The 24,108-nt window shown below is 40.6% G+C and carries 25 protein-coding genes and 1 tRNA gene; 13 read left to right on the forward strand and 13 right to left on the reverse strand.

Annotation, left to right across the window (positions count from 1 at the left end):
* The first annotated feature begins 62 nt into the window (after window positions 1-62).
* The 6 genes from OFO12_RS07470 to OFO12_RS07495 all read left to right on the forward strand — a co-directional run bounded on the left by OFO12_RS07470 (window position 63) and on the right by OFO12_RS07495 (window position 4,267).
* Window positions 63-770, forward strand: a complete 708-nt coding sequence (locus OFO12_RS07470) for an amino acid ABC transporter permease (protein ID WP_270859767.1) — start codon at window positions 63-65, stop codon at window positions 768-770.
* Window positions 763-1,491, forward strand: coding sequence for an amino acid ABC transporter ATP-binding protein (locus OFO12_RS07475; RefSeq protein ID WP_270870051.1), 729 nt, complete (start codon window positions 763-765; stop codon window positions 1,489-1,491). Before OFO12_RS07470 ends, OFO12_RS07475 begins: the two co-directional genes overlap by 8 nt.
* A gap of 11 nt (window positions 1,492-1,502) precedes the next feature.
* Window positions 1,503-2,231: a basic amino acid ABC transporter substrate-binding protein gene (locus OFO12_RS07480; protein WP_270862778.1), complete on the forward strand. Its 729-nt coding sequence runs from the start codon at window positions 1,503-1,505 to the stop codon at window positions 2,229-2,231.
* A gap of 63 nt (window positions 2,232-2,294) precedes the next feature.
* Window positions 2,295-2,897, forward strand: coding sequence for a hypothetical protein (locus OFO12_RS07485; protein WP_270870052.1), 603 nt, complete (start codon window positions 2,295-2,297; stop codon window positions 2,895-2,897).
* Window positions 2,890-3,504 carry a thiamine phosphate synthase gene (gene thiE, locus OFO12_RS07490; protein ID WP_270870053.1) on the forward strand — a complete coding sequence of 205 codons (615 nt, stop codon included), beginning with the start codon at window positions 2,890-2,892 and terminating at the stop codon, window positions 3,502-3,504. Before OFO12_RS07485 ends, thiE begins: the two co-directional genes overlap by 8 nt.
* The gene (locus OFO12_RS07495; protein WP_270870054.1) at window positions 3,491-4,267 is read left to right on the forward strand and encodes an undecaprenyl-diphosphate phosphatase; all 777 of its coding nucleotides are present in this window, start codon (window positions 3,491-3,493) and stop codon (window positions 4,265-4,267) included. Before thiE ends, OFO12_RS07495 begins: the two co-directional genes overlap by 14 nt.
* 91 nt (window positions 4,268-4,358) lie before the next feature.
* Here OFO12_RS07495 and OFO12_RS07500 read toward each other — a convergent pair whose 3' ends face one another.
* The 3 genes from OFO12_RS07500 to OFO12_RS07510 all read right to left on the reverse strand — a co-directional run bounded on the left by OFO12_RS07500 (window position 4,359) and on the right by OFO12_RS07510 (window position 8,806).
* The gene (locus OFO12_RS07500; RefSeq protein WP_270870055.1) at window positions 4,359-4,511 is read right to left on the reverse strand and encodes a hypothetical protein; all 153 of its coding nucleotides are present in this window, start codon (window positions 4,509-4,511) and stop codon (window positions 4,359-4,361) included.
* Window positions 4,512-4,545: 34 nt separating this feature from the next.
* On the reverse strand, window positions 4,546-7,377 hold the full coding sequence (locus OFO12_RS07505; RefSeq protein WP_270870056.1) for a tetratricopeptide repeat protein: 2,832 nt from the start codon (window positions 7,375-7,377) through the stop codon (window positions 4,546-4,548).
* 115 nt (window positions 7,378-7,492) lie between these two features.
* Window positions 7,493-8,806, reverse strand: coding sequence for an aminotransferase class V-fold PLP-dependent enzyme (locus OFO12_RS07510; protein WP_270870057.1), 1,314 nt, complete (start codon window positions 8,804-8,806; stop codon window positions 7,493-7,495).
* A gap of 106 nt (window positions 8,807-8,912) precedes the next feature.
* Here OFO12_RS07510 and OFO12_RS07515 point away from each other — a divergent pair, with 106 nt between their 5' ends.
* The 3 genes from OFO12_RS07515 (at window position 8,913) to OFO12_RS07525 (ending at window position 10,889) form a co-directional block, all read left to right on the forward strand.
* Window positions 8,913-9,740 (forward strand): DUF234 domain-containing protein, encoded by an 828-nt coding sequence (locus OFO12_RS07515; protein ID WP_333720447.1) that lies wholly within the window; start codon window positions 8,913-8,915, stop codon window positions 9,738-9,740.
* Between the two features lie 71 nt (window positions 9,741-9,811).
* Window positions 9,812-10,378, forward strand: a complete 567-nt coding sequence (gene efp / locus OFO12_RS07520; RefSeq protein ID WP_270859759.1) for an elongation factor P — start codon at window positions 9,812-9,814, stop codon at window positions 10,376-10,378.
* A gap of 434 nt (window positions 10,379-10,812) precedes the next feature.
* Window positions 10,813-10,889 (forward strand) — tRNA-Ile (locus OFO12_RS07525).
* A 93-nt stretch (window positions 10,890-10,982) separates the two neighbouring features.
* On the opposite strand, the gene OFO12_RS07530 is transcribed toward OFO12_RS07525, so the two are convergent.
* The gene (locus tag OFO12_RS07530; RefSeq protein WP_333720448.1) at window positions 10,983-11,186 is read right to left on the reverse strand and encodes a desulfoferrodoxin family protein; all 204 of its coding nucleotides are present in this window, start codon (window positions 11,184-11,186) and stop codon (window positions 10,983-10,985) included.
* 156 nt (window positions 11,187-11,342) lie between these two features.
* On the opposite strand from OFO12_RS07530, the gene OFO12_RS07535 reads away from it, so the two are divergent.
* Entirely contained in the window at window positions 11,343-12,662 is a 1,320-nt protein-coding gene (locus OFO12_RS07535; RefSeq protein ID WP_270865378.1) for a dicarboxylate/amino acid:cation symporter, read from the forward strand.
* Window positions 12,663-13,343, forward strand: coding sequence for an aspartate/glutamate racemase family protein (locus tag OFO12_RS07540; RefSeq protein ID WP_270868881.1), 681 nt, complete (start codon window positions 12,663-12,665; stop codon window positions 13,341-13,343). It begins immediately after the preceding gene.
* An 89-nt stretch (window positions 13,344-13,432) separates the two neighbouring features.
* Here OFO12_RS07540 and dnaE read toward each other — a convergent pair whose 3' ends face one another.
* The 4 genes from dnaE to OFO12_RS07560 all read right to left on the reverse strand — a co-directional run bounded on the left by dnaE (window position 13,433) and on the right by OFO12_RS07560 (window position 20,767).
* Window positions 13,433-17,560: a DNA polymerase III subunit alpha gene (dnaE, locus tag OFO12_RS07545; RefSeq protein WP_270870058.1), complete on the reverse strand. Its 4,128-nt coding sequence runs from the start codon at window positions 17,558-17,560 to the stop codon at window positions 13,433-13,435.
* An 831-nt stretch (window positions 17,561-18,391) separates the two neighbouring features.
* Complete coding sequence (locus OFO12_RS07550; RefSeq protein ID WP_270865380.1) at window positions 18,392-18,934, reverse strand: DJ-1 family glyoxalase III; 543 nt, start codon at window positions 18,932-18,934, stop codon at window positions 18,392-18,394.
* Window positions 18,935-18,943: 9 nt separating this feature from the next.
* Window positions 18,944-19,513: a cytochrome c gene (locus OFO12_RS07555; RefSeq protein WP_270868878.1), complete on the reverse strand. Its 570-nt coding sequence runs from the start codon at window positions 19,511-19,513 to the stop codon at window positions 18,944-18,946.
* Between the two features lie 78 nt (window positions 19,514-19,591).
* Complete coding sequence (locus OFO12_RS07560) at window positions 19,592-20,767, reverse strand: OprD family outer membrane porin (protein ID WP_270865382.1); 1,176 nt, start codon at window positions 20,765-20,767, stop codon at window positions 19,592-19,594.
* A gap of 230 nt (window positions 20,768-20,997) precedes the next feature.
* On the opposite strand from OFO12_RS07560, the gene OFO12_RS07565 reads away from it, so the two are divergent.
* On the forward strand, window positions 20,998-21,150 hold the full coding sequence (locus tag OFO12_RS07565) for a hypothetical protein (RefSeq protein ID WP_270868877.1): 153 nt from the start codon (window positions 20,998-21,000) through the stop codon (window positions 21,148-21,150).
* Between the two features lie 4 nt (window positions 21,151-21,154).
* Here the strand turns inward: OFO12_RS07565 and OFO12_RS07570 are convergent, their stop codons facing one another.
* Both OFO12_RS07570 and OFO12_RS07575 read right to left on the reverse strand, forming a co-directional pair.
* Window positions 21,155-21,541 carry a hypothetical protein gene (locus tag OFO12_RS07570; protein ID WP_270868876.1) on the reverse strand — a complete coding sequence of 129 codons (387 nt, stop codon included), beginning with the start codon at window positions 21,539-21,541 and terminating at the stop codon, window positions 21,155-21,157.
* Window positions 21,542-21,944: 403 nt separating this feature from the next.
* Complete coding sequence (locus OFO12_RS07575; RefSeq protein ID WP_270868875.1) at window positions 21,945-22,124, reverse strand: hypothetical protein; 180 nt, start codon at window positions 22,122-22,124, stop codon at window positions 21,945-21,947.
* Window positions 22,125-22,232: 108 nt separating this feature from the next.
* Here OFO12_RS07575 and OFO12_RS07580 point away from each other — a divergent pair, with 108 nt between their 5' ends.
* Complete coding sequence (locus OFO12_RS07580; RefSeq protein ID WP_270870059.1) at window positions 22,233-22,430, forward strand: hypothetical protein; 198 nt, start codon at window positions 22,233-22,235, stop codon at window positions 22,428-22,430.
* 148 nt (window positions 22,431-22,578) lie between these two features.
* On the opposite strand, the gene hisG is transcribed toward OFO12_RS07580, so the two are convergent.
* The 3 genes from hisG to OFO12_RS07595 are packed head-to-tail and all read right to left on the reverse strand — an operon-like array spanning window position 22,579 to window position 24,102.
* Window positions 22,579-23,190: an ATP phosphoribosyltransferase gene (gene hisG / locus OFO12_RS07585; protein ID WP_270866573.1), complete on the reverse strand. Its 612-nt coding sequence runs from the start codon at window positions 23,188-23,190 to the stop codon at window positions 22,579-22,581.
* Complete coding sequence (locus OFO12_RS07590; protein WP_270866574.1) at window positions 23,187-23,807, reverse strand: type III pantothenate kinase; 621 nt, start codon at window positions 23,805-23,807, stop codon at window positions 23,187-23,189. Before OFO12_RS07590 ends, hisG begins: the two co-directional genes overlap by 4 nt.
* A complete protein-coding gene (locus tag OFO12_RS07595; RefSeq protein WP_270870060.1) occupies window positions 23,794-24,102 on the reverse strand; it encodes a hypothetical protein in 309 nt (102 codons plus the stop codon). Before OFO12_RS07595 ends, OFO12_RS07590 begins: the two co-directional genes overlap by 14 nt.
* Window positions 24,103-24,108: the final 6 nt, after the last annotated feature.

The raw sequence follows: 24,108 nt of genomic DNA on the forward strand, positions 1-24,108 counted from the left end.
ACTTGAAATTTATCAAAATTTTAGTATGCTTTTAGGCTAAATTTTAATTTAAAGGCTGGGGATTGAACGAGAGAATTTTAAAGATTGTTTTTTCGTTGATTATCATCTGCGCAGGAATTTATTTTTGCTATCCAGATAACTTAACAGACGCGCGCAAAATGGCGCTTGTAAATGCTTATGGCGTTACGCTGATACTCACAAGTGGCGGTATCGCGCTTGGTATAGTTTTGGGATTTATTTTGGCGTTTTTGAAATTTTTGGATAATAAAATTTTAAATTTTATTATCGACGAGTATGTCGATATCATCCGTGGCACGCCGATAATCATACAGCTTATGATTTTTGTTTTTGTTGTTTTTGCGACTTGGCAAAACAATATTTTCGCCGCAATCGTAGCGCTAGGTCTTAACAGCTCAGCCTATGTTTGTGAGATCGTCCGCAGTGGAATAAACAGCGTCGATCGCGGTCAAATGGAGGCTGCGCGCGCTATGGGTCTGTCGTATTCGACAGCGATGAAAGTCATTGTTTTCCCGCAAGCGATAAAAAATATCTTGCCGGCTTTGGCGAACGAATTTATCAGCCTTTTTAAAGAAACTTCGGTTGTGGGACTTGTGGCGATTACGGATTTGACATTTTATTCAAAAAGCCTGCAAGCCTCGCTATATACGGTTCAGCCGATACTTTTCGCGGGTGTGATTTATTATGCGAGTGTGAAATTTTTCTCGCTTTTGGTTAAAATTTTAGAATCAAGGCTAAATAGACATGATTGAAATTTCAAATTTAAGCAAAAATTATGGCGAGCTTTGTGTTTTGAAAAACATTTCAAAAACCATAAATAAAGGCGATATTGTCGCAATCATCGGACCAAGTGGTAGTGGAAAATCGACATTTTTGAGATGTTTAAATTTGCTCGAAACCCCAAGCGAGGGCAGTATCAAAATCGGTGGCGCAGATATTACTGATAAAAAAACCGATATCAATAAAATTCGCCAAAAAGTCAGCATGGTTTTTCAGCATTTTAACCTTTTTGCGAATAAAAATGTTTTGCAAAATTTAACCCTAGCCCCGGTAAAAGCTGGAATTTATACCCCAGAAAAAGCCAAAGAAAAGGCTATGGAGCTTTTGCGAAAAGTGGGTTTGGAAAGCAAGGCGGAGGCTTTCCCGCACAAACTCTCAGGCGGTCAAAAACAGCGCATCGCAATCGCTAGAAGTCTAGCGATGAACCCAGATGTGATACTTTTCGACGAGCCGACAAGCGCGCTAGATCCTGAGATGATAGGCGAGGTTTTAGCTCTTATGAAAGAGGTTGCCAAAGAGGGTATTACAATGCTTGTCGTAACCCATGAAATGGGCTTTGCACGCAATGTGGCAAATAGAATATTTTTTATGGACGGCGGAAATATTTTAGTCGATGATACGCCTAAAAATGTTTTTGAAAATCCGCAAAATCCGCGCTTAAAAGACTTTTTAAATAAAATTTTAAACCATTAAAAGGAGCAGAAATGAAAAAATTTCTTAAATTTATGTTGGCAGCTAGCTTGGTTGGCTCAATTGCTTGTGCAAAAGATGTCTATGTAATGGGCACAAACGCCGAATATCCGCCATTTGAGTTCGTAGATGAAAACTCAACTATCACTGGATTTGATATTGATTTGGTAAATGAAATTTCAAAAAGAGCCGATTTGAAAATCGAAATTTTAAATATGAGCTTTGACGGCTTAATCCCAGCGCTAAAAAGCGGCAAAATCGATCTAGCAGGATCAGGTATGAGCGCGACAGCAGAGAGAAGAAACGCTGTGGATTTCACAAACTCATACTATGAAGTCGAAAATTTATATATCAAACACAAAGACGACGATAGCCTAAAAACCAAAGACGATCTTAAAGGCAAACGCCTAACAGCGCAACTTGGCACAATCCAAGAAAACGCAATCCGCGAAATTCCTAGCGCAGATGTCAATCCAGCCGAGACCGTGTTTGCTGGCGTGCTACTAGTAAAAAACAAAAAAGTCGATGCGCTTTGCGTGGATTCATCTGTGGGCGTGGAGTATTTGAAGAAAAACGACGATATCGTGGAGTTTATGAGAGAGTCTGACGGAAGCGACGGATTTGCCTTTGCTTTCGATAAGGGCAAATATCCTGAGCTTGTGGAGAAATTTAACAAAGCAATCGACGAGATGAAGAAAGATGGCTCATACGACAAACTTTTAGAAAAATACAACCTAAAATAATCCAAATTTGGCGCAAAATTTAGCCTTTTAAATTTTGCGCTTTTTTCTATTTAAAGGGCTTTTATGAAAAAACTGATTTTTATATTTTTATCGCTTTTGGTTACGAGTGCATGTGCGAGAAATGATGTGATGTATGCGAAATTTTTAGCTTATGTTCAAGATGAAAATCTTTTTTTGTTTAAAAAAGGTGATCGCAGATTTGTTTGCACGCCAAATCAAATTTATTTAATAAACGAGAAAGACTTAAATAGATGTAAAGCGAATAATCAAGAGATTAAAAATTTTATTAAAAATCAAAAAAAAATGATAGAAAATATTATTAAACCGGGCGTAAGATATTTCGTAACCATACGCAAGCAAACAGCTAAAAAATTATATTGCGATTTTAGTACAGATAAAAAAAATCTCAGTTTAGAACTTGTAAGACAAGGTGTTGCGAGCTTAAAAAATGATGATAGCGAAGCGCTAATAGAGGCTAGTGTGTATGCTATGGAAAACAAGCGCGGTTTGTTTGGAAAAAAATATGAAAAACTCACCAAATGTGCTCTTGGGATTAAAGATGAGCCAAAAAAAGTAAAAAATGAAGAAGAAAATAATGCTAGTCAAAATTTAACTATCATTAATGCAGAAGAAAAACCAACGATAGAAATGTCAATCAATGAGTGAAATTTACGCCCTTACCGATGATGTTTTGACGCCAAATTCTAGCGTTTTTTCGCAGGTGCGTGAAATTTTAGATAGTGGCGTCAAACTCGTGCAGTATCGCTCCAAACTCCCGCGCCAAGACGAAACTCTCATCGCCTCGCTAATCTCGCTTTGCGAGGATTACGGCGCGAAGCTAATCATCAATGACAATGTCGCTTTGGCGAAAAAACTCCGCGCTCACGGCGTGCATATCGGCAAAGACGACGGCGAAATAAAAAATGTGCGCGAATTTTTGGGCGCAGGCTCAATCATCGGTGTGACATGTTATAGCGACATAAAAAGGGCTAAAATCGCCCAAAGCTGCGGTGCGAGTTACGCTGCGTTTGGGGCGATGTTTGCAAGCTCTACTAAAAAAGAGGCCCCGCTTTGTCCGCACGAAATCGTGCAAATGGCAAAGCGTGAGCTTGAAATCCCAGTTGCGATAATTGGCGGGATTAGCGAGCAAAATTTAGCTCAAATTTTGGCGTTAAATCCCGATTATATCGCGCTTGTGAGTGCGATTTACAGACCAAATAGCATTTCGCAAAACATAAAAAATTTACAAGGCATAATCAATGGATATAATTAGTGCGATAATTTTAGGCGTTGTCGAGGGGCTGACCGAATTTTTGCCCGTAAGCTCGACTGGACACATGATTTTGGCGTCGCATTTTTTGGGCTTGGAGCAAACCGATACGCTAAAATGCTTTGAAGTCGTAATCCAGCTAGGCTCGATTTTAGCGGTAGTTTTTATGTTTTTTGAGCGACTTAAACAGGATTTTTCGCTTTGGGTGAAGCTTATGGTCGGATTTTTCCCCACAGCAATCATCGGTTTTTTGATGTATAAGACGATAAAATCGCTATTTTCGCCTGCAACGACTGCGTATATGCTTGTCATTTGGGGCGTGATTTTTATCGTGGTCGAGCTACTTCGCAAGAAAAATCCGCCTGTGAGTGAAAGTGAGCATTTCAGCGAAATTTCATACAAACAAGCCTTTATAATCGGGCTTTCGCAGTGTTTTGCTATGGTGCCGGGCACTTCTAGATCGGGAGCGACCATTATCGCCGGGCTTCTTTGTGGGCTTAGCCGAAATTTAGCCGCTAGGTTTAGCTTTTTGCTTGCGATTCCTACGATGTTTGCGGCGACTTTGTATGATACTTACAAAAACCTCGACACCTTCGCGCAAAATTCGCAAAATATTTGGATTTTTATGCTTGGTGGCGCGGTTGCCTTCGTGGTCGCGCTAATCGCAATCAAGCTATTTTTGAGCTTTGTAGCCAAATTTGACTTTATCCCGTTTGGAATTTATCGCATTATTGTAGGAATTTTGTTTTTGGTTGTAATTTTGTGATTTAAATTTCGCTTCGCAAATTTTGGGATACTGCGCCGAAATTTTGCTTAATCTGTCATTGCGAGCTGATTTATAAAATTTGCTTGATTTGTCATTGCGAGACGGCAACGCCGTCGAAGCAATCTACGAGTATGAAATTTAAGGTCAGTGTTTTTTGTAGAATTTCATAAAATTCCGCAAATTTAGCGGTTGAAATTTTAAAATGCTTGATTGCTTCGTTCGTTTTGCTCACTCGCAATGGCAAATTTAAGTATCATTGCGAGAAGTTGTGAGTGGAATTATAGGCGTTGCTTTAATTCTTCTATAACTTGTTTTAAAATTTCAGCATTATTATCATCGTCAAGCATTTCATATATCTTTAATGCTTTTAAATAATAATCTATTGCTTTGTTGTAATCTTCAAGAGAGAAATAACAAGCTCCCAGAATATTGCAAAAAGCAGCAATATTTGGATGACTTTCTCCAAAAATTTCCCTGTTTATTTCAAGAGCTTTTAAAAAATAATTTATTGCAGTGCTGTAATCTCCAAGCGAGCTATAATATTTTCCTAAATTGCCATAAGAAGCGGCAATATTTGGATGAATTTCACCAAAAATTTCTTTTTGTATTTTTAAGGATTTTAAAAGATAATCTATTGCGTCGTTATAATTTCCAATAGATAAATAGCAATTACTTAGATTATTATAACAACCAGCAATATTTGGATGACTTTCTCCAAAAATTTCCTTGTTTATTTCAAGAGCTTTTAAAAGATAATCTATTGCAGTGTTATAATCTCCAAGCGAGCCATAACAAATTCCTAAATTATCATAAGAATTAGCAGTATCTGGATGACTTTCTCCAAAAATTTCTTTTTGTATTTCAAGTGCTTTTAAACAATAATCTATTGCTGTATCATAATCCCTAAGAGAACAATAATAGCTTACTAAATCATTATAAGAATTGGCTATATTTTGATGACTTTCTCCAAAAATTCTTTTGTTTATTTCAAGAGCTTTTAAAAGATAATCTATTGCATTATTATAATCTCCAATAGATAAATAGCAACTACCTAAATTATTATAAGACATAGCAATATTTGGATGATTTTCGCCAAAGATTTTTTTGTTTATTTTAAGTGCTTTTAAATTATAATCTATTGCCGAATTATAGTCTCCAAGTGAGTTATAGCATAGTCCTAAATTGTTATAAGATACGGCAATATTTGGATGATTTTCGCCAAAGATTTTTTTGTTTATTTTAAGTGCTTTTAAATTATAATCTATCGCCGAATTATAGTCTCCAAGTGAGTTATAGCATAGTCCTAAATTGTTGTAAGACATAGCAATATCTAGATGATTTTCTTTAAATGTTTCTTTTTGTATTGCGAGAGCCTTTAAAATATACTCTATTGACTGATTATAATCTCCAAGAGAGTAGTAACAAACTCCTAAATTTATATAGGATTTGGGAATATTTGGATGATTTTCACCAAATTGGCCCTTTGTCATTTCGAGCGATTTTTTATGATATTTTATGGCTTGATTATATTTTGAATTATCTTGATGCGCAAGACCAAGATATGAAAAAACAGCTTCTGCTCCATAATCAATATCTCTATCTGATAAATTCAACAAAATATCTATAAAATGAAACGAAACACCAGCTTCTAAATAAATTTCAAATTTCTCCAAAAGCCAGTCTATCGCTTTTTCTACGCCCTCAATGTTTTCTTTGTGATAAAATGCTTCGTTTATAAATTCTATATAGTAGCCACAAGCTGTTTGGACGCTAAGGTCGCTAAGTTTGGCATTAAAATAGTCGAAAAGCAATTTATGAACTTCACTTTTTAACTCGGTGTTGCACTGGTTTTTTAGACACTCCTTCATAAGCCTTTGTATATAGTATCGTCCATCGTCTTGTGAAATAAACGAAAATTTGGCTAGTTCGTTTATCATCGTAGCGGGGTAGCCAGTGGAGAATTTATCTATGATTAATTTAAAAATTTCCTTGTCAAAGTAGTTTGCTACCGATAGTAACTCCAAAGTCGCTCTTTCGCTTCTATCAAGGTAACGCAAAAGCCTTTCCGTAACATCATGTTGCTTTAAATTTTCAAAATTCTCGGCGCCATTGTTTTTCTCGTAAATCTCAACGCAAATATCAAGGTAAAACGGCACTCCACAGCTACATTTTATTATATTATCTTGGATTTTTTCATCTGTAATACCACAATGATTTAAAAAATATCTACAATCATCATCGCTTAACTCTTTTAACCTAAACTGCGTTAAAACTTCTTTCCAGTCATCATCTAAATCCCAAATTAATTTTTCTCTGCCACCTATGACAAATAAAACCTTTTGGTTTTGTGTTATAAAATCTCTAACCCACTCATCTTGTTTTAGTGTGTCTGCATCATTTGGTTGTTTTTTGCACAAAAGCTCGTATGTGTCTAGGAAAATCACGACCTTTTTGTCGGGATTTTTCTCTTTAAATTGCTCTAAATCATAGGCGAAAAATCTAGGAAGTTCTTGCTCGATTTCGTAGTGTTCTTTGCTTTCAAGCTTTTCTAATTCTGATTTTAGCATAGGATTTATGATATCTGCGAATTTTTTATATAAATATCCTGCAAGTTTTGTCGCTAGTCCTGCCACGCTACCAGCATTTTGGCTTAAAAACCCAATGGCATTTGAAATAATATCTCCCTCTTCAAAAAATGGCAGAGTTTCTTTTTTAAACTCATAATTTGAATTTTGTTTTTTAAGATAAATCAAATATGCCAAAGAAAAAGCAGTAAATTTTACCTTAAAATTTTTGCTAAAACGGCTGGAAAGTTTATTATATACTTCGCTTGGTGTGGAATTTTTGTCTTTTTCAAAATCATAATACGAATATACAATATCATCGTCTTTTAGCTTTTCATCTTTTTGTATCATATCCCAAAAATGCTCTTTTAAGCCCGTTTTGCCGATACCGCCAAGTCCGTAAAAAGCTAAAACTGAATAATCTTTTTCATTTACGCTTTTTAGACTTTCTATAAATGCCTCTTTTGGCTCCACTCTGTCTGTGAAAATTCGCTCAGCTCTTGGTTTGGGGTTATCGCTTCCGATTTTATTTGGTTTTAGCGCCATACTAAATTCCTTATAATATTTAAATTTTAAACCCAAAATTATACAAAATCTAATTTAACGCTTGAAATTTATCGTGCGTGCGGTTCGGTGCAGTATTTCCGCCTTGCGGGGGCGATTAGCAACGATACTTTCCGCTTACGAAATTTATCTTTGTGCGGATTTTGACGATTTCTTTGAGCGCGTGGGCGAGGTAGGCGATATCGTCCTCGTCGTTTAGCCACGAGAAGCTTGCTCGCACCCAGCTTGGTTTGGTCTGATTTATGGGATCTGGCGCAAGCCCCGTCAGATCAAATCCATACGGTGCTGCGCAGTCGCACCCAGAGCGCGTTTGGATTTCGAATTTCGAGCTAAGCACGGAGGCTAGGGCGTCAGAGTCTAAATTTTGCATATTAAAGGCAAAAATCGGCACCCTTGGTGCGCTCAAATTCCCGTAAATTTTAATCTCTTTGATTTTTGAAATTTCATCGATAAATTTCGCATTTAGCGCGCGCTCTCGCTCTTTTATTGCCGCAAAGCCCACCTTGCGGCGCAAATCCAGCGCCAAATACGCCCTAATGAGCGCCGTAATCCCCGGCGTGCCTGGCTCTTCTAGCCTCTCTTTGTCGATGACGAAGCTTTGCGTGCTAAAATCAGCGTATTTTACCGCGCCACCGCCCGCAAATGTGGGCTCTGCGCCTTCTAAAAATTCTTTTTTCAGTGCCAAAATCCCGCACGCACCCACTCCGCCGATTAGTTTGTGTGCGCCAAAAAACAGCCCGTCGCAAAAGCCCAAATCCACATTATCATGCGCTACAAGCGCGCTAGCGTCGATGAAAAGCTTCGCGCCGTGCATTTTCAGCGCCAAAAACACCCGCTTATAATCGACTAAAATCCCAGTGGCGTTCGAACACGCGCTAAATACGCCATAAATTTCGCGCCCTTTGTTTGCGCTTAAAATTTCATTTAATTTGCCAAAATCCATAAGCCCGTCTGCACCCAGTGGCACGCGCACGAGTTCGCACAGAGCCTGACGCAGGCTGATTTCGACCGAGTGGTGCTCGTAAGGTGAAATTACGATTAGTGGAAATTTTGCCCGCTCATTTGTGGCGAAATTTGTCAAATTTAGCCGTTTTTTGGTGTTTGGTGGCAGGTAAATGCCTAAAATTTCCCATAGCTTCTTAATCGCGGCTGTCGCGCCAAATCCGCACGAGATGAGGTAGTATCTGCCAGCGCACCCTAGCATTTCTTTGATTTTGGCGCGCGCGTTTTCGTAGTATTCGCTCGTGATGTGGGCGTTTTCGCCGCCAAGCGAGTGTGTGTTGGCATAAGTGCGCAAAACCCGCTCGATTTCGCGCTCGACGCTATTGCACGCTAGCCCAGACGCGGCGAAATCGAAGTATTTGAGCCCCTCTTTTAGTATTAAATCATTTTTTATTTTTTCGATTTGCATTTTTTACTCCAAAATTTTGTAAATTATACCTAAACTTGCTAAAATTAGCCGTTTTAGGAGGGGTGAAATTCTAGGGTTAAAACACACGGCTAGCAAATTTGGCCATTTGGAACTGGGTGAAATTTTGAAATTTCACTTCGTATTCGATGCTTTTGATATTTGCGCGAAATATGACGATGTATTTAGCGCGATAGAGGCTGAAATTTTGCCGAATTTTAGGGAGATTGGCGAGAAGTTTAGTTTCGGCGGCGAGTATGAAAAAGAGCTAAAACAAGCTCTGATGAAATTTGCTAGATCAGATCGCAAAAAAATCGGTGTCGCAAAGATACTGCCCCGCTTCACTGCGCAAAAAATCACGCAAATTTTGTTAGAAGCTGGGTTTTTAAATTTAGAAAAATCGCACGAAAAACGCCCTGTAAAACTGCATAAAAATGATAAATTACCACGAATTTTAAGACGCTATCAAATCACAGACAAAGTCCATTTTAACGATAATTTCTCGCGGTTTTGGTTCAGGTTTATCGAGCCAAATTTGCAAATTTTGGCGCAGGGTGAATACGAAAAAGTCATCGGCGAGATTAGGGAGGATTTCGATAATTACGCGAGTTTTGGCTATGAGATACTCTGCCGCGAACTGCTCGCAAACTACCTAAATATCGATATTTCGCAAATTTCGAGTTATTGGGATAAAAATAGTGAGATTGATATTTTTGCGAAATTTGAGGGGTTTTTAGTCGTGGGCGAGTGCAAATATAAAGAGCGCAAAATCTCAAAAAATGTCCTAAACGAACTGCTCGCAAAGTGCGAAAATTCCGCGCTTGCGCCCGATATGGTGGCGCTGTTTTCGAAATCTGGGTTCTCAGGCGAGCTAGAAAAAATCAAAAATGATAGAATTTTGCTTTTTGATATAGAGGATTTTAAAATTTTACTTTGATTAAATTTGGCTAAATTTAAAGCTAAATTTAGTATAATCGCAGTTTTATGCAACCAAACTAAGGAGAAAAAATGGCTTATTCAATGGGCGATTTGAAAAAAGGTCTTAAAATCGAAGTTGATGGAATTCCGTTTAAAATCGTAGAGTATCAACATGTAAAACCGGGCAAGGGTGCGGCTTTCGTGCGCGCGAAACTAAAATCCTTCATCGACGGTAAGGTTTTGGAAAAAACTTTCCACGCAGGCGATAAATGCGAGGAGCCAAATTTAGAGCAAAAAGATATGCAATACCTTTATGATGACGGCGAGTATTGCCAATTCATGGATACAGAGAGCTACGAGCAAGTGGCAATCGCTGACGAGGATGTGGGCGAGGCGAAAAAATGGATGCTTGATGGCATGATGGTTAGCATTATGTTTTACAACGGCAAAGCGATCGGTGTGGAAGTTCCGCAAGTAGTCGAGCTAAAAATCGTCGAAACTGCGCCAAATTTCCGTGGCGATACACAAGGAAGCAACAAAAAACCAGCGACCCTTGAAACTGGCGCGGTCGTGCAAATCCCATTTCATGTGCTTGAAGGCGAGGTTATCCGCGTAGATACCGTGCGTGGCGAATATATCGAAAAAGCAAACAAATAATTCTTCCTTCCCTGATTAAATTTGGCGAATTTGCGAAATTTGTTAAATTTGCCGAATTTAGCGGGGAATTTTAAATTTAATCCTTAAAATTTGTTGTTAAATTTTGTTAAATGCTCTTGCGCTTTTAAACACTGCGCCGAATTTTGGTTTGGGCTTGAATTTGCTTTGGGCTAACACTGCGCCGAAATTTGGGCGATATTTTTAAGCGCGTTTGCGTGGGTTTGCGTGGGTTTGCGTGGGTTTGCGTGGATTATACTGCGCTGAAATGCGCGCGGTTCTTGCGTCATAATGTGTCGTGATTTGGCGCCAAAATTGCGTGTGCGGGTTGGATTGCGTATTGCATGTAAGAAATTTGGCGTTTGGCGAAATTTTGCGTTTTAACTCAAATTTAAGAAATTTTTTGTAAAATTACAGCTTATCCAATTTATTCAATCGGGCTCATAGCTCAGTTGGTTAGAGCATCCGGCTCATAACCGGATGGTCCCAGGTTCGAGTCCTGGTGAGCCCACCACCACACAATTTCAACCTTTTTTATAAGCTTTTTAAAAACAATTATATAAAATTAAAAAATAAAATTTAAAGCCCCGAATTTGGAGCTTAGTGGTTATAAATTTATCGAAAATGTAAAATTTCCGTGCAGGTTACAGCGAGAGATCGCTTTTAGGGTTTTGACATCTTTTAGATTTAGTCTTGCGCTCAAAAATCCCCTGCTTGCGACCGGTTCTAACGAGGCTTTGGCTACGAGTTTATCGTCTGCGTAAAGCTCAATCGCATAAATCCAGTGATCAGCGTCGCTTGGGTGGATTATTCCGCCTTATCCGATTTAAATTCGCCAAATTTATGGTGCAAAATTTAGAAAACAAATGAAATTTTAACCTTTCGTTATAAATTCAGCCCTAATTAAATTTGTTCTATGCAAATTTATTGTAAAATCGTAAGAACATTATATTTAAAAGGGGAAAAAATGTCGCAAAGTGACGCTAATGCGCCTAAAAAGCGCGGTATATTTGCATGGTATTTTGAGTCAAGCCTACTTTGGCGCATAATGATTGCGCTTGTTTTGGGTTCGGTTTTGGGTATAATTTTACCGCAAAATGCCACCGTTGGCGATACCACTTGGGTATCGATTTTAACGCCGTTTGGTGATCTTTTTGTGCGAATGCTCAAAATGATTATGGTGCCTGTAATCGTCTGCTCACTGATAATTGGCACAAGTTCGATTGATCCGGCTCACCTTGGTAAGGTTGGCGTCAAAACGATAATTTTCTACGCGATTACGACGCTGTTTGCGATCGCGATAGGTTTGGCGTGCGGATTGATTTTCAGCCCTGGTAGTGGGTTGGAGCTAGATGCTGCCAAAGCTGTGGAAAAGAGCGCAAACGCTCCTGCGATGAGCCAAATTTTGCTAAATATTATCCCTACAAATCCGTTTGAAGCTATCGTTAAGGGCGAAATTTTGCCTATTATCGCATTTTGTATTTTTGTGGGAATTGGTCTAGCGTATTGCAAAAGTAGCGACGATGAGCGCATTGCGCGTAGTGCAGAGACCGTGTATGCGTTTTTTGATGGTATGAGTGAGATTATGTTTAAGGTCATTCGCTGGGTTATGCAATACGCACCAATCGGCGTTTTTGCGCTAATGTTCGTTGTGTTTAACAAAGCTGGAATTGGCGCGATTAGTTCGCTTTTGACCGTTACGATTGCGCTATATGTGGGACTTGCGGTGCAGGTATTTGCGATATACTGCGTGGTTTGTATGCTAATTGGCATAAATCCTGCGAAATTCCTCAAAAAAGTCCGTGCGCCTATGCTTACGGCGTTTGTTACCAGAAGCTCGAACGGCACACTTCCGATTACAATGAGGACTGCTGATGAGGAAATGGGAATTCCAAAATCGATTTATGGTTTTGTTTTGCCTGTGGGTGCGACTGTGAATATGAACGGAACGACCGTATATTTGGGCGTTTGCACGCTTTTTATCGCTAATGCGTGCGGTATCGACCTAACCGCTCAAAACTACTTTACGATTATCATCACATCTATGCTAGCAGCTATCGGAACAGCCGGTGTGCCCGGTGCTGGCGCGCTAATGCTACTTTTGATACTAGAATCAGTAGGTATCAGCGTAACTGGAACCGTGGCGGTGGCTTATGGTATGATACTAGGCATTGACGCGATACTAGATATGGGACGCACATCTATGAATGTCACAGGTGATGTCGTGGCTTCACTATATGTGGCTAAAACAGAGGGCAAACTAGATACCTCAAAATGGGAGAATTAAATGCGTAGAGTCGGAGTAATCGGCGGTATGGGACCGCTAGCAAGTGCTGATTTGTATCTAAAAACGATAGAATTAACGGGGGCTAGAAGCGATCAAGAAAATATCCCGCTTCTAATTGATAGCTATCCGCAAATCGAGGATAGGACGGCGTGCATTTTCGGCGAGGGCGAGGATCCTACGCCAAAGCTAATCGAAAGTGCAACTCGCCTTAAAAACGCAGGTTGCGAGGCGTTTGTCATGGTTTGCAATACAGCGCATTATTTCGCGCCAAGGGTTTTGGAGGCTGTGGATTTGCCACTAATCCATATCGCAAAAAACGCAGTTAGCACGATACAGACTCGTTATCCAAATGCCAAAAAAATCGCAGTTTTGGCTACTTCTGGCACGAAAAAGGCTAGGGTGTATGATGAGCATCTCGAAAATGCTGGATTAATCAGCGTAGAGCTTGGCGAGGAAAATCAAGCTAAGTTAATGGATTGCATTTACAAAGGTGTGAAAGCTGGCAAAACCGCAGAATATGTGGAGACTTTCAAAAGCGTGCTAGATAGCATTGACGCGGATGTTTATATCGCTGGTTGCACGGAGATCCCGCTGTTTTTGCCACTCATTGAGACGGATAAGGTTTTCCTTGACGCTACGCTTGAACTTGCGCGCGCGATTGTGGAATTTGCCCGTTCATAGCCAAATTTAATAAATTTAGCCCAAATTTTGGGCTAAATTTTAAAATTTCAAATTTCTAAAATTCTTAAAATTCGTAAATTTCAGAAATTTCACGCAGCTAAAATTTCGCCCACTTTCTCGCCAAAATCGTCGCCGACGATGTATTCGGTAGGATAGATCAAAACCTCGTTTTCAAACCTCACGCGCAAAATTAGCCGTTTGGAGTTTTTCAAATCCCGGTCGTTGAAGGCTAGGGAGTAGATTTTTTGAATTTTGTCGCGGTTTAGCTCGCTAGCACTTATTTCAAACTCGAAATCCACGGCCTTTTTTCGCTGTTCCTCGCGCTCTTTTTTGCTTTGTTGCAAGGCCACAAGTGCGGCGTTTTCGCCCTTGTCAAAGCCATTATCGCCAAAATTTCGCCTCTCTTTGCGCGCAGAGCCGCCATAAGCCTTCGCTTCGCTAGGGGCGTAGTTTTCGATATTTCGCGCCTCATCGAGCGATAAAATTTCATCTAGGTAAATTTGGTATTTTCCGCCGTAAGTTCCTGTGTTTTTCGCAAGTCTTACCCAAAATGCCAGCGGGCGTTCTAGGTCGCTATCGCTTAGGGCTAGCACGCTTTCGCACACATCGCCAAATGCCGCGACTTCGAAGCTCCCTGATAAATCGAGTATGGTTAAATTCGCCATTTGCGAACCAGATTTTGTGGTGCGAGAATTTACGCTTTCGATTTTGCCGATACACAAAAGCTTCATTGATGAGCCATCATTTTGCAAAATTTCATCAAATTCGCTCGATTTGCTGTGTGCGATAGGCGAAATTTCGCTTTCGAAAACTTTGAGCGGATTTCCCTCTAAAAATACGCCAGAGCGTGGTCTAAACCCAGCGTCTTTGGCGTTTTCTAGGCTTAGCATTGAAAGGAAGGAGACCTGATACGCTCCCTCGCCAGCGGCACTTTTGCTGATTTTTATCATAAAAGCGTATGGTTTTTCAAGCTCAGCAGGGCTTAAATTTTCGATAGTTTTTAGCGTGTTGTCAAATACGGCTAGTTCATACGAGCCGTGCAAATCCAAAATGGTCAAAATTCCCATTTTTTTGCCAGTTTTTGTGATACGAGTAGTGATATCCTCGATCCGCCCAACGCTTAAAATTTCGGCATTATCGCCTGTAATCTCGCCAAATTGCGATGAGAGCAGGTAATCTATACCGCTCATTTGCTCTTTATAATCATCGAGCGGGTGACCTGAGAGATACACGCCCACGGTTTGTTGCTCGAATTTTAAAATTTCACTTTGCGCAAATTCCTCAGCGTTTTCCACGAAGCTTACTTTTATTCCCTCGGTCATCTCCTCATCTTCGCCAAATAGCGAGTTTTGAGCGTCTTTTTTGATTTCTGTGATTTTTTTCATCACATCTAGGATATTTTCCATGTTTTGGATAATACTAAGCCTAGTTTTACCCAAACAATCCATCGCACCGCCGTAGGTTAGGGACTCGATGACCTTTTTATTGACCTTGAAATTATCCACTCTGGTGGCAAAATCATCGATATTTTCAAAAAGCCTTTCGTTTTGAAGTTCCAAGATATTTTCTATTGCAGCAGATCCTACGCCCTTAATCGCGCCAAGTCCGTAGATGATAGACTGCCCTGATTCGCTTGCTTCATCGTCGATTACGCTAAATCCGCGCAAACTTTGGTTGATTGATGGTTGTTTTAGCCCGATACCAAGCCGTTTTGCTTCATCGATATATTTTGCAACTTTATCTGTGTTTCCCTCCTCAGATGTGAGCAAACCAGCCATAAATTCGGCTGGATAGTAGGTTTTAAGATAGGCTGTTTGAAATGTAATCATCGAATAAGCCGCTGCGTGAGATTTGTTAAATCCATAAGAGGCAAATTTCATAATCATATCAAATAGCTCGTTTGCCTTTGCCACATCAAAGCCGTTTGTCTTAGCCCCCTCTAAATACTGCTCTCTCATGTGGGCTAGCTTTTTTTCGTCCTTTTTACCCATGGCTCTACGCACCAAATCAGCTTCGCCAAGCGAAAATCCGCCGATAGTTTGCACTAGCTGCATGACCTGCTCTTGATAGACGATGATTCCATAAGTCGGCTCTAAAATTTCCTTGATTTGCGGGAACATATACGAGGCTTCCTCGCGTCCGTGTTTGATATCTATAAAGCGCGGGATTAGATCCATTGGACCTGGGCGATATAGCGAAATCATCGCGATGATATCCTCAAATCTATCTGGCTTTAAATTTACGGCTAAATCTTGCATGCCAGCGCCCTCGATTTGGAAAATTCCAAGCGTGTTGCCTGATTGGATTGTTTTATAAGTCGCAGGATCGTTAAAATCTATTTTTTCCCAGATTATGTCTTTATCATATCGCCTTTTTATGAGTTTTAGCGCGCTGTCGATGACATCGAGAGTTTTAAGCCCCAAAAAGTCAAATTTGATGAGATCCACATCTTCTAGGTAGTTTTTCATATACTGCGTGACGATACGCGCGTCATCGCCTTTATCTTGCTTGAAAAGTGGAGCCTTGTGCCATAACTCTTCGTTTGAGATAACCACGCCTGCTGCGTGCATGCCAGCGTTGCGGTTTAAGCCCTCTAATTGAAGCGCGAACTCCCATACTTGCGCGGCTGTGGGATCGCTTTGCAAAAGCTCGGCGATTTTTGGCTCTTGCTCGTAAGCGCCCGGTTTGTATTTATCACTAGCGGGATCTCCGACGCCAGTTAGGGTTACGCCAGGGCCTTCTGGGATAAGTTTTGCCATTTTGTCAGCTTGTGAGAGAGGCATATCGCAGACTCTGGCGACATCGCGGATTACGCCACGAGCTAGCAATTTACCAAAGGTCGCTACTTGGGCGACATTGTATTTGCCATACTGCTTTATGACATAATCAATTACTTCGCCACGCCTTGCTTGACAAAAATCCACATCAATATCTGGCATAGAGATACGAGCAGGGTTTAAGAATCGCTCGAAAAGCAGGTTATAAGGTATCGGATCTAGGTCGGTGATACGAAGCGCATACGCACAAATCGAGCCAGCCGCAGAGCCTCTGCCGGGTCCTACTGGGATATCGTGGTCTTTGGCCCAGTTGATGAAGTCTTGCACGATAATCATATAGCCTGAAAAGTGCATGCTTTTTATGATTTCAAGCTCTTTGTTTAATCTTTCTTCGTAAATTTGGTGTTTTGCCTCATCGATAAATTTTAATCTCTCTTTCAAACCCTCACGGCATAGATAATCAAACAAAAAATCATCATTGGCAAAGCTATATCTAGCCTCTGGCTCAGGTAAGCTTAGTCCGTGTTTGCTAGCGTATTCGAGGGTAAATTTGAAATTTGGCGGTGTGGGAGCGTAGCCCTTTTCCTCGAAAGCAAAGTGCAAATCGCACTTTTCGACTATTTCTTGCGTATTTGTGATGACCTCTGGCATATCGGCAAAGAGCCTTTGCATTTCCTCATCTGATTTGACATAAAATTCGCTTACGACATGTTTTAGGCGATCTCCGTCGTTTATGGTTTTGCCCATGGCTATGCACTGATACACATCGTGGGCTGTGGCGCGCTCTTTGTAGGCGTAGTGGGCGTCGTTGGTGGCGATGAGTTTGATATCAAGCTCGCGCGCTATGCGAATTAGATCTTTTTCGATATTTAGTTGCTCGCCGATACCGTGTCGCATGATTTCTAGGTAAAAATCATCGCCAAAAATCTCTTTGTATTCTGCGGCGGCCTTTTTGGCGGCTTCGTATCCGCCTGCACCTCGTCTTAGGTTTCGTTCGCTTAAATTTAGGTGAAATTCGACCTCGCCCGCAAGGCAGGCAGATGAGCAAACAAGCCCCTCGCTATGCTCGCGAAGTAGTTTTTTGTTTATGCGTGGGTAGTAGTAAAATCCGTTTAAAAACGCTTGCGAGCTAAGATACATTAGGTTTTTGTAACCGATTTCATTTTTGGCTAGCAAAATTAGGTGGAAGCGATTTTTGTCGCTTTTATCGGCGATATCATCGTGGTTGTGGATATAGGCTTCGATACCGATTATCGGCTTTATGCCGTTTTTGCGCATGGTTTGGTAAAAATCGATCGCCCCAAACATATTGCCGTGATCTGTGATTGCGCAGGCTTTGGCGCCGCGCTCGGCTAGGATTTTGGCTAGTTCGCTGACTTTGTTGGCCCCGTCAAGCAATGAGTATTCTGTATGCAGGTGTAAATGTGTGAATTCGCTCATAAAATGTCCTTTGATTTTGCGCTCATTTTAGCAAAAAGGGGTTAAATTTTGGCTTTTTGAAATTTGGAGAATTTGCTTAAATTTGTCATTGCGAGCTTTCGCAGAAAGCGAAGCAATCCAGGGAAATTTAAATTCAAAATTCAACCTAAATTTAGCATTGAACGATTTATAAAATTTTTGCAAAATTTGATAAATTCTGCAAAAATACTGACCTTAAATTTCATATTCGTAGATTGCCACGAATTTTGCTAACGCAAAATTCTTGCAATGACAAATTAAACAAATTTTGCTCGCTATTGTCATTGCGAGGAGCGAAGCGACGAAGCAATCTACGACTTTAAAATTTCTTGCACTAAATTTGTTGTCATTGCGAGAAAACGAAGTTTTCGAAGCAATCCAGAGAAATTTAAATTCAAAATTCAACCCAAATTTAGCCTTGAACGATTTTTTAAATTTTAGGCGAAATTTTGATTTTCTCGTAAGGGGGAATGGGGGCTTGAATTGCGAGGTCGCGCCCCTTCCCCCTTACAATCCCCCAACCCCCGACGACGCTTTTAAGGTGGCTAAATTTAGAAAAACTGTGTTTTTCTAAATTTAGCTGGTTTTATTTAACTGAAATGCTTCGCATTTCTCGCAATGACAGATTTAGGATTAGGGAATTTTACTGGATTGCCACGGCGACTGCGTCGCCTCGCAATGACACGGAATTCGCATGCTCTAAATTTAAAGTCGTAGATTGCCACGAATTTTGCTAACGCAAAATTCTCGCAATGACAAATCAAGCGTAAATTTTGCCTAATTTGTCATTGAGAGTTAGTGAAAATATTTGTTTTAGTTAAAAAGTAGCTCGGATTTTAGTGCGCTAAAAGCTTGCTCGCCTTTTAGTTCGCGCACGATTGTGAGTGCGAACTCCATTGCGGTGGCTGGACCACGAGAGGTAATGATATTTTTATCTATTATGACATTTGCGCTAGCGGTGTAGCCGGCGTGCGCGACCGTGCCCTCGAAGCCTGGGTAGCATGTGTAGCTATCCTTTAAAACACCGGCTGTGCCCAGAGCCCAAGGTGCAGCGCAGATTGCGCCGATTTTTTTGCCAGCTTTGTCAAATTTGCGTAAAATTTCGCCTAGTTTTTCGCTTTTTGCCAAATGCTCGGCACCTGGCAAACCGCCTGGTAAGACTATCATTTCGTATTCGTTAATGTCTAAATTTACGAGTAAATCATCGGCGATGATTTCCACGCCGTGAGAGCCTGTGACGCATTTTTTCTCTAAACCGAGAAATTTAGCGTCGATCCCGGCGCGTCTTAGTAAATCAACCACACTTATTGCTTCGATTTCCTCGAAGCCATTAGCCAAAATGACAGCTACTTTCATTTTTGTCCTTTATTTTAGATATGAGCCTTGCTCGCTTGGAGTGGTCGAAATATCTGTATTGCCACCACGCGCAGAGCCTGAACCGCCAGGCAAAAATGAAGTGTCGCCCTTCAAAAATGCGATGATATAGCCTATCTCTGTCGAGGTTGTAGATAGTGCGATAGGGTTCATCAAATACGCTTTTTTACCGCCAAATTCATGGTCTGTGCCGTAGTTGCTCACAGCCATAGCAATCTCGCCTGCGGATAGATTTTTGATTTTTTTAGAGACGCCGTGAGCGCGCTTTTCGCCTTTTGAGCCGTGGCATGAGGCGCATTTAGCAGCGAAAATCTTAGCTCCCTCTTCTTTGGCAGCGGCAGGGCTATGCTTAATAGTATTTAGCACGCCACCTTTTGAGCCGTCGTTTTTATAGACATTGACTGTGATATTTTCGTCTTTGGAATGCTTTTCGATGAGTGATTTTAGCTCTTTTGCGAACTCGCCTTTTGCCTCAAACACATAGCTTTCTTCTGGCTCATTAGCCCCCAAAAGCGCACCCGCGCAAAAACATGCTAAAAACGAAAGTTTTAAAATCTTCATTTGATACCTTGTCGATAGAATTTAAAAAGGGCGAGGTTTTGCCCTCGCCCTAGGATTATAACTAATCAGAGTAAATGATTAGAAAGCGTATCTAGCTTGGAATCTGATGTGATCTTCTTCGCTATCTTTCACGCCAGCTTTGCCGTCATATTTAACATGTGACCAGAAAGTTGTGAAGCTAAGTTTTTTGTTGTATTTGTAATTAACTCTAACAACATTTTCCCAAGCGTCTTCATCGTTGAATTCACCGCTAACGAAGTCATCGCCGATTGTTAGACCAGTGTCTGCGATAGCATAAGCAGCTGTGATGAACCAAGCGTGGTTGTCGCCTCTGAAATCTCTGTAATTAAGTAGGTCTTCACCTGGGCTGATGAAAGAGCCTTGGTCTTCAAATGATACTCTTGAATGAACTTGTGAATCTGTATCGTATTGAACATAACCAGCTGTTAAATCAAATCCAAATAGGCTTGTGCTAGCTTCTACGCCAAAGAAATCAGCATCATCTGCACCGATTGCAACATATTCATCACTGAAATTTGAGTAAGCGTATTGAGCTGTTAAGCCTAGGTTGATATCTTCTGTAACATCGAAGCTTAGACCAGCTTCAACTGCGAATAAATCAACAACATCCTCTAAGCCAGCATACCATAGTTGGAAAGATACTGGATCATAAGAACCGATAGCAGCTACGCCCCATAGGTCGTGTTGATCTAGTCTTTTGCCATCTGCTGCAAGAGTTGCTGCTGCCGCATTTAAATCGATATCGCCATCGCTCTCTAATGTATCCATATATAGAGCTGCAAGAGTTAAGCCCTCGATATCTTGATTAACGACTTTCAAACCATCACCAAACATATCATCTGTGAAGAATGTGCCTAGTTTTTGGCGACCTAGTTGGAATGTAGTGCCACCAATTTTATATCCTAGGTATCCTTGGTATAAATCAAATTTTGTTGTAACCGCATCAGCTGTTCTGCCCTCTGCCCAGTCATTGTCGTGAGCATAGCGAATACCAGCTACGAAGAAGAAGTTGTCATCGATTTTTACATTTGTATTAACAACGCTTTTGAATCTCCATCTGTGATCGTTTTCTGTTTTTAGACCATCATCTGTTTTTGTAGAATCAATACGCATCCAAGCGAAACCGCTTACATCTACATCTTTGATTGCATCTTCTAATGCAACAGCACTTGCTGATGTAGCAAATGCACCTGCTGCTAATGCAGCTGCTAAACTAAGTTTGAATAATTTCATTTGAACTCCTTGTAAAAGTTATGGTCGTAATAGTAGCACAAAATACTAAATTATTTGCTTAAAACAATCTTAATTTTACTGAAATATAACCATTTTGTTACCGAGTATTAACCAAAATCGCTGAATTTTGCATAAAAAAAGCGAGACGCTCTTGCGCCTCGCAAATATTGAAAGGAGTTTGATTTCGATAGGGTGATTGTAGCTAAATTTGAGTAAATATATGGCAACAAATGAGAATTATTTTTAATAGTGAAAAATTTGTAGTTAAGCTAAATTTGGCTGATAAAATTCATAAAATTTATGCAAAATTTATAATTTTTGGCGCGAAATTTGCCCTTTTTGTTAATTTTGCGTTAAATTTAAAGGGCGAAATTCGGGCGTAAGTTATCAAAAACTGATTTTTTCCTCGGTTGGGGCTTTGATATTTTCGTTTTTGCGGACCTGTTTTTTGATGATTTTGGTCGGTGTGTAGCTCTCTTTCTTGCCCGGGGTGATTTTGCGAGAGAGTATTTGCGCGCTAGAAACACTGCCGTTTGCAACGCTGATAAGTGCGACATCGCCTGGGTTGGCGAAGTATTTATTTGATTTGGCACTGCATTGCTCGCTACCATTTATAAATTTATATGTATATGCGACTTTGCTCTGTCTTGTGTAGCTAGAAATCTGCATTTTGCTGGCGGTGGTGTCTGGGCAAAGTGGCGTGGTGCGTGGCGCGAAAAAGGCGCAACCTGAGAAGCTTAGCGCGATTAGGCAGGGTAGGATTAGGTTTTTCATTTTTTTCCTTTTTTAAATTTTGGTTTTTAATTTTAAAATTTTTTCGGAAAAATTGCAAATTTTGCCTATTTTGTCATTGCAAGGAGCTGTTGTATTACGACGCCGAAGCAATCTACGAGCGAAAAATTTAAATTTTGCAAATTTGCTGTCATTGCGAGAAAACGAAGTTTTCGAAGCAATCCAGTAAAATTTAAAGCAAAATTCTATTTAAATTTTGTATTGAACGATTTTTTAAAATTTAGCTAGTTTTATTTTTCGTTACGGCTTGCTGTGCTGGATTGCTTTGTCGCTGTAAAACAGCTCCTCGCAATGACACGGATTAGAGCGTCTGTGAATTTTATACTTGTAGATTGCCACGCCGTGCAAGCACGGCTCGCAATGACAGATTTAGGATTAGGGAATTTTACTGGATTGCTTCGTCGCTGTAAAACAGCTCCTCGCAATGATATGGATTAGAGTGTCTGTGAATTTTATACTCGTAGATTGCCACGAATTTTGCTACGCAAAATTCTCGCAATGACAGATTAAAGGCAATGGAATTTTTCTGGATTGCTCCGACGGCGTTGCCGTCTCGCAATGACATAAAGAGCAAATTTTGTCTAATTTGTCATTGCGAGGAGCGAAGCGACGAAGCAATCTATGAGTAAAAAATTTAAATTTTGCAAATTTGCTGTCATTGCGAGCGAGTGTAATGAGCGAAGCAATCCAGAGAAATTTAAATTCAAAATTCAATCCAAATTTAGCATTGAACGATTTTTTGAATTTTAGATTGCGCCGTGCTTTTCTCGTAAGGGGGAGGGCGCGCTTTTTAGGAGACGCTACCCTCCCCCTTACCAACCCCCACCCCTGTAAAACCTTAGAAGTGGCTAAATTTAAAGCTTCGCTTTAAATTTAGCTGGTTTTATTTTAACTGAAATGCTTCGCATTTCTCGCAACGACAGATTTAGGATTAGGGAATTTTACTGGATTGCTCCCCTGGCGTTGCCGTCTTACAATGACAAATTTGGCGTGCTCGCTCGCAATGGCAAATTAAAATTTCAAGCGATAGCGGTTTGGAGTTTGTCGCGCAAATCTAAAATTTCATCTCGTTTGATGACAAAGCTGTTTTTGTTGGCGATGAGGTGCGCTGAGCTGTGCATGATAACCTCGGCGACTTTAAGGCCGTTTTGCTTCATCGTAGCGCCTGTTTCGACCACATCGACGATAGCGTCTGATAGCCCTATAATCGGAGCTAGCTCGATTGAGCCATATAGTTTGATGACCTGAGTGGCGACGGCTTTGGTGGCGAAGTATTCGCGCGTGATATTTGGCATTTTGGTTGCGATTTTGATACCTGGGGTGTTGTAATCAAGCTCGGTTTCGTTTGGCACGCCCACACAAACTCTGCATTTGCCGATTTTGAGATCTAGCAGGCGCAAAACATCTGGTTTGTGCTCTTCGAGCACATCTAGCCCCACTACGCCGATATCTGCTGCGCCTCCGACGACATAGGTGGGAATGTCTTGGTTGCGGACATAAAGAAATTTAAAATCACCCTCTTGCATGATTAATTTGCGGTCTTCAAAGGCAAATTCTAGCCCAAAAATGCTTTTGAAAATTTTGAGTGTATCATCGGCAATGCGACCCTTTGGTAGCGCAATCGTAATCATAAAAGTCCTTTTTGTGAGATTAAATTTTTCATAGCGCGGAAAATCAAATCCCTATCATAAACGCCGTTTTTGAAATGTCGCATTAAAAACGCGCCGTCCCCGCCGGTAAAGTGTATGCGTTTATCGCCAGCAATGTCGGCTATGGCTAGGATTGTTGGTTTGAAAATGCCGTAATTCACGGCGTCGCTTGTTTTTTGCGGAAGCGAGTCTAGGGAAATTTTCGTCGAGAGATTGACATCTAAGACAGATGAAATTTCGCCATAAGTGCGAAGCATAGCGTGGATTCCAGGCAGGATAAATCCGCCAAGGTGGGTGCCACCCTCCATGACATCGACCGTGATAGCGCTGCCTGCATCGACGATGACGCCAGTTTCGACCATACTGCACGCGACGATTCTATCTATTCCTAGCCCTTGGTAGGTGGTGTTTATGTGGAAATGGTGCGTAATGTCGATAAATAGGGGATTGTTTAGCTTGCGTTGCACTCTGGCATTTACATTTATACAATACACTCTCTCGATTGGTTCGTAGTTCAAAAACTCATCGATACCCATAGCAAAGGTTGCGCCGTTATCATAAAATTTGGCATGTGTGTTGCCGATATCACATAAAAGCATAGGTTTTAAATCCGTTTTCTTCTAAAAATTTTTTACTTTTTGAGCAAATTTGGCTGTTGTGAAACAAAACTCGTTTTTTGATAGTTTTGCCTAAATTTGCGCAAATTTGTTCGGTTAAATTTAATAAAAATTCGCTATCTCGCATAATGAAGCGAGATGATGCCTCGCGCATGAAAATCATGGTATTAAACCCAGATAAATCCACGCCAAAATAGGCGCTGTATGCGCGGGAGCGAGTGAAAATTTTCAAATCTATGGTTTTGAAATTTTTAAGCAAAATTTCATGGCTAACCATGAGATT

It is taken from the genome of Campylobacter sp. JMF_04 NA10 (assembly GCF_027737655.1).
Classification (GTDB): domain Bacteria; phylum Campylobacterota; class Campylobacteria; order Campylobacterales; family Campylobacteraceae; genus Campylobacter_B.

Bases quoted from the DNA above. Each gene is read 5' to 3' on its own strand.
- OFO12_RS07475 (WP_270870051.1), top strand. From the start codon at position 763: ATGATTGAAATTTCAAATTTAAGCAAAAATTATGGCGAGCTTTGTGTT.
- OFO12_RS07480 (WP_270862778.1), top strand. From the start codon at position 1,503: ATGAAAAAATTTCTTAAATTTATGTTGGCAGCTAGCTTGGTTGGCTCA.
- OFO12_RS07485 (WP_270870052.1), top strand. From the start codon at position 2,295: ATGAAAAAACTGATTTTTATATTTTTATCGCTTTTGGTTACGAGTGCA.
- thiE (WP_270870053.1), top strand. From the start codon at position 2,890: ATGAGTGAAATTTACGCCCTTACCGATGATGTTTTGACGCCAAATTCT.
- OFO12_RS07495 (WP_270870054.1), top strand. From the start codon at position 3,491: ATGGATATAATTAGTGCGATAATTTTAGGCGTTGTCGAGGGGCTGACC.
- OFO12_RS07505 (WP_270870056.1), bottom strand. From the start codon at position 7,377: ATGGCGCTAAAACCAAATAAAATCGGAAGCGATAACCCCAAACCAAGA.
- OFO12_RS07510 (WP_270870057.1), bottom strand. From the start codon at position 8,806: ATGCAAATCGAAAAAATAAAAAATGATTTAATACTAAAAGAGGGGCTC.
- efp (WP_270859759.1), top strand. From the start codon at position 9,812: ATGGCTTATTCAATGGGCGATTTGAAAAAAGGTCTTAAAATCGAAGTT.
- OFO12_RS07535 (WP_270865378.1), top strand. From the start codon at position 11,343: ATGTCGCAAAGTGACGCTAATGCGCCTAAAAAGCGCGGTATATTTGCA.
- OFO12_RS07540 (WP_270868881.1), top strand. From the start codon at position 12,663: ATGCGTAGAGTCGGAGTAATCGGCGGTATGGGACCGCTAGCAAGTGCT.
- dnaE (WP_270870058.1), bottom strand. From the start codon at position 17,560: ATGAGCGAATTCACACATTTACACCTGCATACAGAATACTCATTGCTT.
- OFO12_RS07550 (WP_270865380.1), bottom strand. From the start codon at position 18,934: ATGAAAGTAGCTGTCATTTTGGCTAATGGCTTCGAGGAAATCGAAGCA.
- OFO12_RS07555 (WP_270868878.1), bottom strand. From the start codon at position 19,513: ATGAAGATTTTAAAACTTTCGTTTTTAGCATGTTTTTGCGCGGGTGCG.
- OFO12_RS07560 (WP_270865382.1), bottom strand. From the start codon at position 20,767: ATGAAATTATTCAAACTTAGTTTAGCAGCTGCATTAGCAGCAGGTGCA.
- OFO12_RS07565 (WP_270868877.1), top strand. From the start codon at position 20,998: ATGAGAATTATTTTTAATAGTGAAAAATTTGTAGTTAAGCTAAATTTG.
- OFO12_RS07570 (WP_270868876.1), bottom strand. From the start codon at position 21,541: ATGAAAAACCTAATCCTACCCTGCCTAATCGCGCTAAGCTTCTCAGGT.
- OFO12_RS07575 (WP_270868875.1), bottom strand. From the start codon at position 22,124: ATGTCATTGCGAGACGGCAACGCCGTCGGAGCAATCCAGAAAAATTCC.
- OFO12_RS07580 (WP_270870059.1), top strand. From the start codon at position 22,233: ATGAGCGAAGCAATCCAGAGAAATTTAAATTCAAAATTCAATCCAAAT.
- hisG (WP_270866573.1), bottom strand. From the start codon at position 23,190: ATGATTACGATTGCGCTACCAAAGGGTCGCATTGCCGATGATACACTC.
- OFO12_RS07590 (WP_270866574.1), bottom strand. From the start codon at position 23,807: ATGCTTTTATGTGATATCGGCAACACACATGCCAAATTTTATGATAAC.
- OFO12_RS07595 (WP_270870060.1), bottom strand. From the start codon at position 24,102: ATGGTTAGCCATGAAATTTTGCTTAAAAATTTCAAAACCATAGATTTG.